The 13805-nt window shown below is 66.9% G+C and carries 14 protein-coding genes and 1 tRNA gene; 7 read left to right on the top strand and 8 right to left on the bottom strand.

The features are described from left to right. Positions 1 to 790: 2-oxo-4-hydroxy-4-carboxy-5-ureidoimidazoline decarboxylase (uraD, locus tag BGO20_RS18135; protein WP_299858510.1), on the top strand; the 790-nt coding region annotated here is incomplete at its 5' end. Positions 791 to 853: 63 nt separating this feature from the next. Here the strand turns inward: uraD and BGO20_RS18130 are convergent. Both BGO20_RS18130 and BGO20_RS18125 read right to left on the bottom strand, forming a co-directional pair. Next, positions 854 to 2323, bottom strand: coding sequence for a UdgX family uracil-DNA binding protein (locus tag BGO20_RS18130; RefSeq protein ID WP_291660622.1), 1470 nt, complete (start codon positions 2321 to 2323; stop codon positions 854 to 856). After that, positions 2320 to 3552 carry a putative DNA modification/repair radical SAM protein gene (locus BGO20_RS18125; protein ID WP_291660621.1) on the bottom strand — a complete coding sequence of 411 codons (1233 nt, stop codon included), beginning with the start codon at positions 3550 to 3552 and terminating at the stop codon, positions 2320 to 2322. Before BGO20_RS18125 ends, BGO20_RS18130 begins: the two co-directional genes overlap by 4 nt. A gap of 128 nt (positions 3553 to 3680) precedes the next feature. On the opposite strand from BGO20_RS18125, the gene BGO20_RS18120 reads away from it, so the two are divergent. Beyond that, positions 3681 to 3839: a hypothetical protein gene (locus BGO20_RS18120; protein WP_291660620.1), complete on the top strand. Its 159-nt coding sequence runs from the start codon at positions 3681 to 3683 to the stop codon at positions 3837 to 3839. Positions 3840 to 3855: 16 nt separating this feature from the next. Here BGO20_RS18120 and BGO20_RS18115 read toward each other — a convergent pair whose 3' ends face one another. Beyond that, the gene (locus tag BGO20_RS18115) at positions 3856 to 5316 is read right to left on the bottom strand and encodes an SNF2-related protein (protein WP_291660618.1); all 1461 of its coding nucleotides are present in this window, start codon (positions 5314 to 5316) and stop codon (positions 3856 to 3858) included. Positions 5317 to 5397: 81 nt separating this feature from the next. On the opposite strand from BGO20_RS18115, the gene BGO20_RS18110 reads away from it, so the two are divergent. Together BGO20_RS18110 and BGO20_RS18105 are read left to right on the top strand one after the other, a co-directional pair. Continuing rightward, positions 5398 to 6786: a M20 family metallopeptidase gene (locus tag BGO20_RS18110; protein ID WP_291660617.1), complete on the top strand. Its 1389-nt coding sequence runs from the start codon at positions 5398 to 5400 to the stop codon at positions 6784 to 6786. Positions 6787 to 6968: 182 nt separating this feature from the next. Beyond that, entirely contained in the window at positions 6969 to 7562 is a 594-nt protein-coding gene (locus BGO20_RS18105) for an acyloxyacyl hydrolase (RefSeq protein WP_291660616.1), read from the top strand. 27 nt (positions 7563 to 7589) lie between these two features. Here the strand turns inward: BGO20_RS18105 and BGO20_RS18100 are convergent, their stop codons facing one another. Together BGO20_RS18100 and BGO20_RS18095 are read right to left on the bottom strand one after the other, a co-directional pair. Further along, on the bottom strand, positions 7590 to 7847 hold the full coding sequence (locus BGO20_RS18100) for a hypothetical protein (RefSeq protein WP_291660615.1): 258 nt from the start codon (positions 7845 to 7847) through the stop codon (positions 7590 to 7592). Positions 7848 to 7907: 60 nt separating this feature from the next. Beyond that, the gene (locus BGO20_RS18095) at positions 7908 to 8363 is read right to left on the bottom strand and encodes an MgtC/SapB family protein (RefSeq protein WP_291660614.1); all 456 of its coding nucleotides are present in this window, start codon (positions 8361 to 8363) and stop codon (positions 7908 to 7910) included. 236 nt (positions 8364 to 8599) lie between these two features. On the opposite strand from BGO20_RS18095, the gene BGO20_RS18090 reads away from it, so the two are divergent. Beyond that, entirely contained in the window at positions 8600 to 8854 is a 255-nt protein-coding gene (locus tag BGO20_RS18090) for an RcnB family protein (protein WP_291660612.1), read from the top strand. Between the two features lie 180 nt (positions 8855 to 9034). Here BGO20_RS18090 and BGO20_RS18085 read toward each other — a convergent pair. The 3 genes from BGO20_RS18085 to BGO20_RS18075 form a co-directional block, all read right to left on the bottom strand. Next, positions 9035 to 9110 (bottom strand) — tRNA-Lys (locus tag BGO20_RS18085). A 141-nt stretch (positions 9111 to 9251) separates the two neighbouring features. Next, positions 9252 to 10523 (bottom strand): solute carrier family 23 protein, encoded by a 1272-nt coding sequence (locus tag BGO20_RS18080; RefSeq protein ID WP_291660611.1) that lies wholly within the window; start codon positions 10521 to 10523, stop codon positions 9252 to 9254. Between the two features lie 191 nt (positions 10524 to 10714). Continuing rightward, positions 10715 to 12277: a 2-isopropylmalate synthase gene (locus BGO20_RS18075; protein ID WP_291660610.1), complete on the bottom strand. Its 1563-nt coding sequence runs from the start codon at positions 12275 to 12277 to the stop codon at positions 10715 to 10717. 402 nt (positions 12278 to 12679) lie between these two features. On the opposite strand from BGO20_RS18075, the gene BGO20_RS18070 reads away from it, so the two are divergent. After that, complete coding sequence (locus BGO20_RS18070) at positions 12680 to 13321, top strand: YoaK family protein (RefSeq protein WP_291660609.1); 642 nt, start codon at positions 12680 to 12682, stop codon at positions 13319 to 13321. A 66-nt stretch (positions 13322 to 13387) separates the two neighbouring features. Continuing rightward, positions 13388 to 13732 carry a YajG family lipoprotein gene (locus BGO20_RS18065; protein WP_291660608.1) on the top strand — a complete coding sequence of 115 codons (345 nt, stop codon included), beginning with the start codon at positions 13388 to 13390 and terminating at the stop codon, positions 13730 to 13732. Positions 13733 to 13805 lie beyond the last annotated feature (73 nt).

Below are 13805 nucleotides of genomic sequence, written 5' to 3'. Positions count from 1 at the left end.
CAACGACATGCGCTTCGCCACGCCGCAGGGCTTCAACACCGGCGAGCAGTTCTTCACCTATCTCAAGGACTCGTTCGACACGCTCTATGCCGAGGGCGAGACCGCGCCGAAGATGATGTCGGTCGGCCTGCATTGCCGCCTCGTCGGGCGGCCCGGCCGCGCCGCCGCCCTTGCCCGCTTCCTCGACTACGTGAAAGGTCACGACAGGGTCTGGGTCGCGACCCGGCTCGACATCGCCCGCCATTGGGTCAGGACGCATCCGCCTGCAGGCGGCTACCAGCCTTCCAGCTTGCCGAAGGCGCTTTTCGTCGAGGTCTTCGGCAAGGTCTGGGAAAATTCCCCATGGATTGCCGAAGCGGCCTACGATGCCGGAATCGGGGCGCCGCAGGACAGCGCCGAGGGGCTTCACGCCGCGATGGCAGCCGTCATGCGCAGCGCCCCGGCCGAGAAGCAGAGGACCTTGCTCAACGCCCATCCCGATCTTGCCGGCAAGCTCGCCGCCGCAGGCGAGCTGACCGAGGAATCGACGCAGGAACAGGCCTCCGCCGGGCTCGACCGCCTCAGCAGCGACGAGCGCGCCCGGTTCACCGCCTTGAACGACGCCTATAAGGCGCGTTTCGGCATCCCCTTCATCATGGCGGTGAAGGGGGCGAGCAAGGCCGCCATACTTGCCGCCTTCGAGGAGCGCCTGCAGCACGCGCCGGAGCGGGAATTCGCGGCCGCCCTCGAGCAGGTGGAGACGATCACCCTGCTGAGGCTGAGGGAGCTGCTGCCGTCCCGACCCCGCTAGGGCGAGAACGAGAACCGGCAGCGGAGGCCCACTGCGCACGCCCGCCCGGCCCGAAGCTCAGCATCATGCCGCCCGGTCGAGCCTCGATGCCGGCATTCGCGCGCCCACGCGCTCGAGATCGGCGACGAAGCGGGCATATTCGCGCCGCTTGGCCGCCTCGTCCGGTACGCGCAGCAGAAATGATGGGTGCACCGTTGCGAGAAGGGGCGTTCCGTCGTCCAGAGCAAGGTCGCGATCGCGTGCCTGGGCCAGCGAACCGGCATGCCCGACGAGAGCCCGCAGAGCGGTCGCCCCCAGCGCCACCACCAGCCCCGGCCGGATGAACCGCAGCTCGAGATCGAGCCAGAACCGGCAAGCCTTGATTTCCCCGGCATTCGGCTTTTCATGGATGCGGCGCTTGCCCCGCAGGCTGAACTTGAAGTGCTTCACCGCATTGGTGACATAGGCTCGTCGCCGGTCGAGACCCGCTTCCGCGAGCGCACGGTCGAACATCTGCCCGGCCGGTCCGACGAAAGGCTTGCCGGCCAGATCCTCCTGATCGCCCGGCTGCTCGCCCACGAAGATGACGGGAGCATCGAGCGGCCCTTCGCCGAAGACGGTCTGGGTCGCATTGCGGCAGAGATCGCAGCGGTGGCAGTCACGCGCCGCCGTCGCGGCGTCCCGCCAGCCCTCGAAGCTCTCTGTCGCCGGGTCTTCGGCGACCTCCGTGCGTTGCCGGGCGCGCAGGTGTCGTTCGGGAGGCTCGGTCGGTGGCTGCATGATCATGCCCTCCGCGCGCCGGCCCGCGCCGGCGATCAAGGGACCAATCAACGCGGCCTCCGGAAGGTTCCGCCAGTATCGTACCGGCATCTCCTTCTTCATCGCGGAAACCTTGAGGCGAGCCGGGTTGAAGATGCCCGCATAATAGGTTCGCCAGTAGTCCTCCATGCGATCGTCATCGGGGATATCCGAGCGATGCGCAGGCGGGCCCATCCGAAGCAGGGCACCGTCCCAATGCAGCGAGCCCTGCGGCGTCAGGATAGACCAGCACATCGTGGCGAAGCGCTCGGTGAAGAAGCTGGCCGCGCGCTCCAGGATGAAATGCTCGGGCTCGAACCAGGCGACGAACGGACCCTCCCGGCCGGCACCGGCCACCGCCCGGAAGCGGACGAAGGCCGTCATCTTGTGGAGATCGCGCCGGACCGAACGTGCCATCGCCTCCGTCCGGGCCACATCCGAGTCGACCTTGTCGGCGAGGAGTGCCGGCTCCCGCTGCAGGCGCAGCAGCATGCGGTAGAGCAGCGTGAACCGGCCCGCGTCGCTATGGCAGATGACCGTCTCCGCCAGTTCCAGGAAGCCTCGCGGCACCGTCAGCTGGCCGCCGGCCGGGTCGGGCAAACCAGCCTTCGCGCCACCGCTCGCGAACAAATCGTCCGCCTCGGCTCCCAACCGCCATGCGACATCGCACGGCGCCACGCCCTCCGAGGCGAGCCGGCGCGCCTCGGAGCGCCAGCCCGCAAAGTCGGCAGGCCCTGAAAGCCGCACGGCGATCATGCGAACAGGCTCAGTTGCTGCGGCCGCGGCGTGAGTCGTGCCTTCAGCATCGGTTCGTCCAGGCCCTTCCCGGGAGACCAGCCCGCTGCCGTCAGGAAGTGCCGGGCGACGCGCAGCGAGCGCGTCAGCCGGCCGACATCCTCGAGCCGCAGCGTGCGGAAGCGCCGCGAGGCGAGGATGCGATCGACGCTGCGCGTTCCCAGCCCCGGCACGCGCAACAGCGATTCCCGATCGGCCCGGTTGACGTCGACCGGGAAACGCCCCCGATGCCGCAGCGCCCATGCCAGCTTCGGATCGACATCAAGGTCGAGCATCTCGCCCGGGGCGATGATCTCTTCGGTCTCGAAGCCATAGAAGCGCGTCAGCCAGTCCGCCTGGTAGAGCCGATGCTCGCGCATGAGCGGCGCAGCGGCGACAGGCAGTTGCCGCGACGCGTCGGGGATCGGGCTAAAGGCGGAATAGTAGACCCGCTTGAGCCCGTAGCTGCCATACAGCAGGGCACTGCGTCGCAGAATCGCGCCATCGGTCGCATCATCGGCACCAACGATCATCTGTGTGCTCTGCCCCGCCGGCGCGAAAACCGGGGCCTTCCTGCTCGCCTCCCGCGCCTCCTGCGCCTCGTCGATCTTCAGCCTGAGGCCTCCCATCGCGCTGCGGATGGCGACGGGGCTCTTCTCGGGTGCGAAACGGGCGAGCGTCGCCTCGCTGGGCAGCTCGACATTGACGGAAACGCGATCGGCGAAGCGGCCGGCCTGCTCGATCAGGTCCTGGGACGCGCCCGGTATCAGCTTGAGGTGGATATAGCCCCGAAAGCCGTGCTGCAGCCGCAGCGCCTCGGCGACGCGCACGATCTCGGCCATGGTGTAATCGGGCGAACGGATGATGCCCGAGGACAGGAACAGCCCCTCGATGTAGTTGCGCCGGTAGAAGTCCAGCGTGAGCTTCACCACTTCATCGACCGAAAAACGGGCGCGACGAACATTGCTCGACGAACGATTGATGCAGAACACGCAATCGAAGCTGCAGAAATTGGTCAGCAGGATCTTGAGCAGAGAAATGCACCGCCCGTCGGGTGCATAGGAATGACAGATGCCGGCCCCGGTCGTGGAACCGAGGCCCCTGCCGTCACGGGAATTGCGCAGGGTCGTGCTGCTCGATGCGCAGGAGGCATCGTATTTTGCCGCATCGCTGAGGATCTCCAGCTTTTCGAGCGTTGTGAGCCGGCTCATGTCATGTCTCTTTGTTCGCGTTTTGTTCTAACAAAACAATGGAGCCGACCGCAAGTTCCCTTCCATGCCCGGGAACCGCGGTTGCCGGATCGCCGTTGGTCGGCAGATCCGGAGGGAGTGACTTTTCGATGTTCCGCGTGCTTCTGCTCGTCATCGTGCTGATCGTCGGCTACGACGCCGTCGTGCATCAGGGCGCCTATACGCGCGACGCCTGGAACAGCATCGTGCGGCTGACCCAGTCTTCGGTGGAAGGAGCCAGGGATCTGGGCGAGCGCGCCCGCAACTGACGGCGCGCCTGCAGGCTCAGGATGCCGCCCGCCCCTCGACGATCTGCGCAATCGCCTCCAGCATCCGCGTGTCGTCGCCCGCCAGCCCTTCCATCGCCGCCATGCGCTGGATGACGGTCGCGGCGATGGCCTCCTCAACGCTGTCCTCGGCATAGGCATAGAAGATCGTCGCGTGCTGGCCGTCGCGATGGCAGCGGCCCTCGATCTGCTGCAGCTGGATGGCGCTATGGCGCATGTCGTGGATGACCAGCCCCCTCTCCCGCTCGCCGCCCGGCATCTCGCCGCGATGCAGCGAGATCGACTCGGTCACGGTGAAGATCACCGCGTCGAGCGTCCCGGTCTGGAAGGCGATGCGGGTCTCCTCGTTCTGTGCCCCGGAGCGCTCGCCGTTGATCTCGCCGACGCGCCAGCCGCGCGCACGCAAGGTTTCCGCCAGCATGGCGCTGGTTTCCAGGAAGGCGACGGAGATCGCGACCTGCTCGTCGTTGCCGAGCAGGTCCTCGCAGAAGTCGGCGGTACCGGGGATACGCAGCAGGCTCGCCTTCTGGCGGAAGCGCAGATCGGCGGCCCAGCCTTGCGGCTTGCGCGTCGAGCCGCCGGCGAGCCCCAGCTCCTTGCGGAACTCGCGCCAGGTCGCCTCGTAGAGCTTGCGGGACGGTACATCGAGCCCGACCGGCGCCAGCTCGCGCTGCACCTCCGGCCAGCCCGCGATCTCCTCCGGTCGGCGCCGCAGGCCGATAGCGTGCTGGCCGCGATAGAGCAGAGCCGCCATCGCCTTGCGGTCGGCCTCGTTCGGCTCCCAGCTCCAGTTCTTCCAGCGCCCCTTGGCCTTGCCGATCTTCAGTCGCTTCATCAGCGTCCGGAAGCCATCAAGATCGGCGCTCGGCATGCCCGCCGCCTTCGCCAGCAGCGGCGCAAGATAGGAGAGTTCGTGCGGCGACTGGCCGGCCGTCGCGCTCATATAGATCGTGAAATCGGCACGCGCCGCCATCTGGCGGCAGACCAGCCCCTGCTGCGAATACGGGTTGCGGATGCGATGCGCCTCGTCGATCACCACCAGCGGCCAGACCCGCTTCGGCGTGCCGAGCTTGGCGAGTTCGTTGTTCTTCGCTCGCGCCGAACGCTTCTTCGAGTCGGCCGGCGGGGCGAGCAGCGACTTGGTCTTCTCGAAGTTCATCAGCGTCACCCGCTTCGCCGGCAGGCCGGAGAGCGCCATGGTGCGCCGCCACTGCGGGATCGCGCCCTTCGGGCAAATCACCAGCACCTCCTCCTCCGGCATGGCCGAAAGCGCGAGCCAGGCCGAGAGCGTCTTGCCGAGGCCCGTGAGGTCGCCGAGCAGGAAGCCGGCCGCGCCCTTGGTCCGCGCGGCGAGAATGGCGTCGCGCGCGACGAGCTGGTGAGGATGCGGAACGAAAGTCATGGGTGACGAAGCGAGATCCCGGAAGCCGCCGCCGCAGGTGCCCTGATCGTCCGGCATGGCGCATCCCGCTCTCTTGGCACTGGCGCATCCTCGCGTCCACCGGCACTGTGCCGGGCTCGAATCCGGGAGAAGACCAGAATGACCCGCGCGCAGGCGATCGCGACCGCACAGGACTATTTCGATTCAGGCCGCATGAAGAGCGACCTCGGCCGCCTCGTTGCGATGCCGAGCGAGAGCCAGAATCCCGATCGTGCCCCGGTCCTCTCCGAATATCTCGATCTCGAGATGCGCCCGCTGCTGGAGACGCTCGGCTTCACCTGCCGCCTCCTGAACCATCCCAAGGCCAAGGGCCCCTTCCTCTATGCCGAGCGCATCGAGGACCCGGCCCTGCCGACCATCCTCGGCTACGGCCATGGCGACGTCATCCGCGGCCTCGACGCGCAGTGGAGCGAAGGCCTCTCGCCCTGGAAGCTGGTCGAGAAGAACGGCCGCTGGTACGGCCGCGGCGTGGTCGACAACAAGGGCCAGCACCTGATCAACCTGAACGGCCTGCGCGCTGTGCTCGAGACGCGCGGCAAGCTCGGCTTCAACGCAAAATACCTGATCGAGATGGGCGAGGAATCCGGCTCGCCCGGCCTGCGCGAGCTCTGCGCCGACGAAGCCGAGCTGCTCAAGGCCGATATCCTGATCGCGTCGGACGGCCCCCGCCTCAACGCCGAGCGCCCGACCGTCTTTCTCGGCGCCCGCGGCGTCATAACCTTCGACCTGCGGATCGACGCCCGCGACGCCGGCCATCATTCCGGCAACTGGGGCGGCCTGCTCTCGGATCCGGCGATCCAGCTCGTCCACGCCATCGCCTCGATCACCTCCCCCACCGGCCAGATCCGCATCCATGAATGGGTCCCGAAGGAATTGCCTGCCTCGGTGCGGCGCGCACTTGCCGATTGCGAGGTCGATGGCGGCCCCGATGGCCCGACCATCGACCCGAACTGGGGCGAGGCCGGCCTCTCCCCCGCGGAGCAGGTCTTCGGCTGGTGCTCCTTCGATGTGCTGGCGATGAAGTCCGGCGTGCCCGAGACGCCGGTCAACGCCGTTCCGCCGAGCGCCTGGGCCCGCTGCGGCCTGCGTTTCGTCGTCGGCATTGACCCGCATGACGTCATCCCGGCGCTGCGCCGCCATCTCGACCGCCACGGCTTCCCCATGGTCGAGATCGTCACACCCGGCACCGAGCGCTTCGGCGCGACGCGGCTCGACCCCGACGACGCATGGGTCCAGTTCACCATCGATTCGATCGCGAAGAGCACGGGCAAGAAGCCGGCGCTACTACCCAATCTCGGCGGTTCCTTGCCGAACGACATCTTCGCCGAGGTGCTGAAGCTGCGCACCATCTGGGTACCGCACTCCTATCCGGGCTGCCAGCAACATGCGCCCGATGAGCACCTGCCTGTCGCCATCGCGCGCGAAGGGCTGACCGCGATGGCCGGCCTCTATTGGGATATCGGCACGGGTGATGCGCCCGCGCTGTGACGCAGTCATTCTGTCCAGGCCATCCCGGTTATCCGGGATGGCCTGGCGCTTCGCCGAGCAAGCCCGACCCTGCGGACAAATCGCTCACCATGCGCAATCTTAAGACATCGCAAACCATCTTTTGACGATGCTGCGAAGGCAGGATTCGTTAACCATGGCGAATCGAAGCGGAGATTCGGCTCATGCGACCTTTGCAGTTGTCTCTCGGCGTCGCGCTCCTGATGGTGGCCGGAGTGCTCGCCTGTGAGGCCAGCGCCGCCGATCTCACCGCGCCGCTGGCCTATGCCCCTCCAACCCTGGGCGTTGGCCTGATTTCTGAACTGCGCGGCGGCGTGCTGGCTCACAACCCGGCCGGGCGCGAGAACGGCAGCGCCGACGTCAATCTCGAACTTCTCTTCGTGAAACCGATCCAGCCGGCAAACCCGGTGATGGCGTTCCTCGTGCCCCGCATTCACCTGGGCACGACGATCAACACCGTGGGCGACACGAGTTCGGTCTATGCCGGCTTCACCTGGACCTATGACTTCACCGACAAGCTCTTCGCCGAAGTCAGCGCTGGCGCCGGTTTCCACAACGGCAAGACGTCCCGCTTCGTTCCGGCAGACCGGATTTCGCTGGGCTGCTCGCCGCTGTTCCGCGAATCCGCCTCTCTCGGATACCGATTCAGCCCGAACTGGAGCGTGATGGCGACCGTCGAGCACATGTCGAACGCCGGGCTGTGCCACGACAATCCCGGCATCACCAATTACGGCGTGCGCGTCGGCTACGTCTTCTGACGATCGAGACACCGGTCCGCGCCCGGATCACTCCTGAGGCTCGCGCGGATCACGCGCCGGCGGCAGATCGATCGGCGTGGCTGGCGGCGCCTCGGGCGGCACGTTGGGCGGCAATTCTTGCGGCGGTTCGGTGGGGATGCCCTGCGGCTCCTCATCGGGTGGCGATTCGATCGGTGGAACGGGCGAGACCTCGCCGGGCGTCAGCGGCGGCGCCTCCGGCGGCGGGTCGGGAACCGCCGGAGCCTGACCCGGGCCTGCGCGCCATTCCTCTGCAGCGATCATCATGGGCAAACTGAACCTCCTGCCCCAGCAACGCTGCACTGCGCCGAAGGTTCGCCACCGGCCCTAGTCGGAATTCGGCGTGTCGGCGGAATCCTGAGCGGGCGGATAGCGCTTCTGAAGCCAGTGCTCGAGCGAGTGATCGAGCATCAGCAGGCCGATCGCCAGAGCGGTCGCCGTCGCGACGACCGCCCAATGGCCGAGACCCGCCGCGCAGCCCAGGGCGGCGGTGACCCAGATCGCGGCAGCTGTCGTGAGGCCGTGCGGATTGACGTCGTCGCCGCGCCGCACGATCAGCCCGGCCCCGAGAAAGCCGATCCCGGTCAGCACGCCCTGCACCACACGGCTCGCCGCATCGGGAAAGAGGCTCTCGCTGAAAAGGCAGGCGGCAGTGGCCGTCCCCAGGCCGACCAGTCCAAATGTCCGGATGCCGACATTCTTGCGACGCAGGGTTCTCTGCCAGCCCACCGCGACACCGGCTGCCAGTCCCGCGATCAGTCGCAGAAGCAGATCGATATCCAAGCTTGCCCTCCGGGATAGCCATTCGAGAAGACGCCGAAACGGCCGTGGCGTCCAGCGCCCTGTCGATCCGGCCGGCGATGCCTTGCTTCCTATCCGGAGCGGCACGCATCACAAAGACCGATCCGGCGCGGAGAACGGAAGCTTACGGCAGCATTACAGAGATTTAATCAAGCTGTTCAGCCACCATTCAATTATCAAACCGCAGATTTGTTACGTCGAAAGAAAGGAATTACATTATGAAAAAGCTCATTTCCGCGGGAATCATTGGCGCTTCGCTTCTCGCGATGCCCGCTGTTTCCTTCGCTCAACCTTATCACTCTCCGCATCGCGGTTCGACCCACGTGCAGAAGCACGTCGTCACCAAGAAGATCGTGGTGGTCAAGAAGCATCGCTGGGCGCGCGGCCACGCGCTTCCTTCGCATTACCGCCGGAACTATGTCACCGATTATCATCGCTACCATCTGCGTGCGCCGGCTCCCGGACAGCGCTAGGTTCGCGTCGACAATCAGTTCATCCTGATCAACGGCGTCTCGGGCCTGATCGCGGCTCTGGTGGCCGCTCGGTGAGGCCGATGACGTCCCGGGGACGACGGGACGGCCGACCACAAGCCGCGTGATCGCGGTACCTGTCCGGTCGTTCCGCTCAGCAAATCGATTGTCTGAAGGAAGTCGTGGTGGGTGATGTAGGGCTCGAACCTACGACCCGCTGATTAAGAGTCAGCTGCTCTACCAACTGAGCTAATCACCCATACGCCACGAAGCGTCGCCGTCGCGGCGGTGTCGGCCGCGTCAGGCAGGGGGCGTGTAGCAAACGCCCCCTGCCCTGTCCACCCATCCATGACAGAAATTTTGCAGCGCCGCAGGATTTCCACGGCGCGTCGGCCGCTCCTCAGGCCGGGCGGCGATTGAGCAGGTGATAGAGCGCGATCGCGCCGAAGGTCGCCGTGCCGATTCCGCCGAGTTCATAGCCGAAGATCGGCAGCTTGAGGTCGCCAGCGCCGAGGATCAGCGCCGTGGCGACGGTGATCAGGTTCTTCGGCTGCGAGAAGTCGACCTTGTTCTCCACCCAGATCCGGCCGGCAGTCGCGGCGATCAGGCCGAAGACGACGACCGCCAGGCCGCCCAGCACCGCGACCGGGATTGTCCCGATCACCGCGCCGAATTTCGGCGAGAAGCCGAGCAGGACGGCAATGATGCCGGCGGCGACGAAGACCAGCGTCGAATAGACCCGCGTCACCGCCATCACGCCCATGTTCTCGGCATAGGTGGTGACGCCCGTGCCGCCGCCGGCGCCGGCGATGATCGTGCCGAGCCCGTCGGCGAAGAAGCCCCGGCCGATCAGATGGTCGAAATTGCGCCCGGTCATCACCGAGATGCCCTTGATGTGCCCGAGATTCTCCGCGACGAGGATGATCGCGACCGGCACGATCAGCGTGATCGCCTTTATCTCGAACACCGGCGCCACGAAATGCGGCAGGCCGAACCAGGCGGCGGCGCCGATCTTGGCGAAGTCGACGGCGGGCGCGCCGAAGCTCGGCGCCGTCACCGCATAAAGGACATAAGCCGCAAGCCCACCGATCAGCACCGGCAGCCGCTGCGGCAGTCCGCGCCCGTAGACCGCGACCAGCGCGACCGCCACCACGGTGAAGAGCGCGATCCATTTCGTGTAGGGGCTGGCAGAGATCATATTGATCGCGACGGCCGTCAGGTTGAGGCCGATCGCGGCGACGACGGCACCGGTCACGACCGGCGGCAGCAGGGCCTCGATCCAGCGGGTGCCGACTGCCTGCACGATCAGGCCGATCAGCGCGTAGACCACGCCGCAGGCCACGATGCCGCCGAGCGCCACCGCGATGTTCGCGTTGGGGCCGGAGCCGGCATAGCCGGTCGCCGCGATGACGACGCCGATGAAGGCGAACGAGGAGCCGAGATAGCTCGGCAATTGCCCCCGGGTGATGACGAAGAACAGCAGCGTCGCGACGCCGGAGAAGAAGATCGCCACGTTCGGATCGAAGCCCATCAGCACCGGCGCCAGCACCGTCGAGCCGAACATGGCGACGACATGCTGCAGGCCGGCGACGACCGTCTGCCCTGTCGGCAGCCTCTCGTCCGGCAGCACATCGCCGGAGGTCTTCAGGGTCCAGTTCGGAAAATAGCCCATCGCGATCGCTCCCCAGGGTCGCCGGAGGAGCGACCGCACCGGAACAGCAGATGAGGGCAAGATCGCAGGCCGCGCCAGATCGCCGCGGCGTCATCCACCGGATTCGGTGATGTTTGCGAGCAACCGCAGTCGTCCCGGACGCGCCGCCGCGGCGGCACGTCCGGGACGATGCTACGGAATCGCGAGCTCTTTTACTCCGCCGCCTGCGCGTGCAGGCGCCCTCCGCGCGCGATCAGCTTGTTGAGCGCGACCAGATAGGCCTTGGCGGAGGCGACCAGCGTATCCGGATCGGCACCGCGGCCGGTGACGGAGGAACCGTCGCGCGACAGGCGGACGGTCACTTCGGCCTGCGCGTCGGTGCCTTCGGTCACGGCGTGGACATCATAGAGCTCCAGCGCCACCTCATGCGGCACGATCGCCTTGATGGCGTTGAAGATGGCGTCGATCGGCCCATTGCCCTCGACCTCCTCGGTGACGAGGCGGCCTTCGACATCGAGCTTCATGGTCGCGCGCTGCGGGCCGCGCGTGCCCGCGATCACCGTCAGCGACTCCAGCTTGATGCGGTCATGGGCGGTGGCGATGTTCTCGTCGACCAGCGCCTCGATATCCTCGTCGTAGACGTGCTTCTTGCGGTCGGCCAGGGCCTTGAAGCGGGTGAAGGCATCCTCGAGCTGGTTGTCGCCCAGGTCGTAGCCCATCTCCTTCAGCTTGGAGCGGAAAGCGGCGCGGCCGGAATGCTTGCCCATCACCAGCGAGGTCTTGGTCACGCCGACCGAGGCCGGGGTCATGATCTCGTAGGTCGTGTTGTTCTTGAGCATGCCGTCCTGGTGGATGCCGCTCTCATGCGCGAAGGCGTTCCGCCCGACGATCGCCTTGTTGTACTGCACCGGGAAGGAGCATGCGGTGGAGACGGCCTTCGAGACGCGCATCAGGTGGGTTGAATCGATTCCCGTCTCGTAGGGCAGCACATCGCCGCGGACGCGCAGCGCCATCACGATCTCTTCCAGCGCCGCATTGCCCGCGCGCTCGCCGATGCCGTTGATCGTGCATTCAACCTGCCGCACGCCGCCTTCGATCGCCGCCAGCGAATTCGCGACGGCCAGGCCCAGATCGTTGTGGCAATGCGCCGAAAAGATCGCCTTGTCTGCATTCGGCACGCGCTCGCGCACGGCCTTGAACATCGCACGATACTCGTCCGGCGTGGCGTAGCCGACCGTATCCGGCAGATTGATCGTGGTGGCGCCGGCCTTGATCGCCGTCTCGACCGCGCGGCAGAGATAGTCGATCGGGGTGCGGGTCGCGTCCATCGCCGACCATTCGATGTCGTCGACCAGGTTGCGGGCCTGCGTCACCGTCCCGACGATGATCTCCAGCACCTGCTCCTGCGTCTTGCGCATCTGGTGCTCCAGATGGATCGGCGAGGTCGAGACGAAGGTATGGATGCGCGGCTTCGCGGCATGGCGCACCGCTTCTCCGGCCCGCGCGATGTCGGCGCTGATCGCGCGGGCGAGGCCCGCGACGGTGGCGCGCTTCAGGCGGCGGGCGATCTCGGAGACGGCCTCGAAGTCCCCCTCGGATGCGATCGGGAAGCCGGCCTCGATGATGTCGACGCCCATCGCGTCGAGAGCCTCGGCAACCTCCAGCTTCTCCTCGAAGGTCATGGTGGCGCCGGGGCATTGCTCGCCGTCGCGCAGCGTGGTGTCGAAGATCAGCACGCGCTCTTTGGCGGAGCCGCTCTGGTTCGAATTGGTCATGGTCTTCTTCCGGTGTCGATGCGCCGCTGCGGATGATGGGGCGCGGGGTTTCTATTGGCGGTTCTCGTCAATCCCCTGAGCGCCCAGGCAGCATGCCCGGCCGGCCCTCAGGGGCAGCTAAGGAGAAGAAGGCCAAGAAGCGAGAGAGAGGCGCGAGCGCGCATGCCGACGACCTGCGCAACGGCGCAGTCCTTCGTCAGGTCATGGCGGGCGGTCGAAACCACGGTCGCTCCTCAAATCGGCACGACTGAATGTAACCGGAACATCAGGCGCAGCGCAAGCATATGTCGCGTGGTCTCCGGGGCAAATGACAGACCCCCTCTGTGGATTATGCTGTCGCGGCGTGATTCGGCCGGTCGTCGCGCCCTCCCTCCCTCCGGCCTCGTACCAGAGACATGCGCCATGATGCGCTATGACCGCCCCGCCATCGGGCTCGCCTTCTGCCTGACCGGGCTTGCCGGCTTCGTCGATGCGCTCGGCTTCCTCAGCCTCGGCGGCTTCTTCGTCTCCTTCATGAGCGGCAACACCACCCGCTTCGCGATCGAGCTGGCCGGGCGTCATGCCGGCGGCATCGCCGTTGCCGCAACGATCCTCGGGCTCTTCGTCCTCGGTGTGGTCTGCGGTTCGCTCGCCGGGCATTTCGGACACAGGCGCCGCAAGGCCTCGGTCCTCGCCGTCGTGACGGCGGCCCTGCTGACATCCGCTTCGCTCGACAGCATGGGTTTCAGCATGGCCGGGGCCGGTGTGCTGGCGCTGGCCATGGGCGCGGAGAACGGCGTCTTCCAGCGCGACGGCGAGGTCACGATCGGCTTGACCTACATGACGGGAACGCTGGTCAAGATGGGCCAGCGCATCGCCGGCGCCCTGCTCGGCGGACCGAAGCTCGCCTTCCTGCGCCATTTCATCCTCTGGCTCGGCCTGCTCAGCGGCGCGATCGCAGGCGCTCTCGCCTATGGCCGCATCGGGCTGGACGCGATCTGGCTCGCGGCCGGCGCGGCGGCCCTCTTCACTGCCCTCGCCTGTTTCATGCCCGAGAAGGAGTGACGCCCGCCGGCTTTGAGCAGGCCATGGAATCGGTCATGGTGAAACCCTGACAGCCGGAGCCTCCCGATGCGCGCGTCCCCGATCCTCGCCACGGCCTTTGCCGGCCTCCTGCTCGGCGCCTGCCAGACGGTATCTGTCGCCACGCCGCCCGCGCCTCCACCGGAAAAGGCCTATCCCGGCGTCACGCCTTCGACCTTCCACATGCCGACCGGCGCTGGCTGCTCCGGGGAGATCGCCCGTTTCCAGGCAGTTCTCGACAACGACGTCGCCATCGGCCACACGACCAAGGGCGTGCACGACCGCGCCACCGCCGATCTCGACCGGGCCCGCGCGACCTGCTCTGCCGGCAACGAGGCGGCGGCGCTGGGCCAGCTCCATGCGGCCAAGGCCAGGTTCGGCTATCCGGGCTGAGCCGCCAGCGCCCTGCTCGTCTCGCTGGCAACATCCGCGCGGAATGACGAAGCGCGCGGATGCCCCCTGCGGC

This window comes from Allobosea sp. 67-29 (assembly GCF_001898115.1).
Taxonomy (GTDB): Bacteria; Pseudomonadota; Alphaproteobacteria; order Rhizobiales; family Beijerinckiaceae; genus Allobosea.
This window is presented reverse-complemented; position numbering and strand designations above follow the sequence as displayed.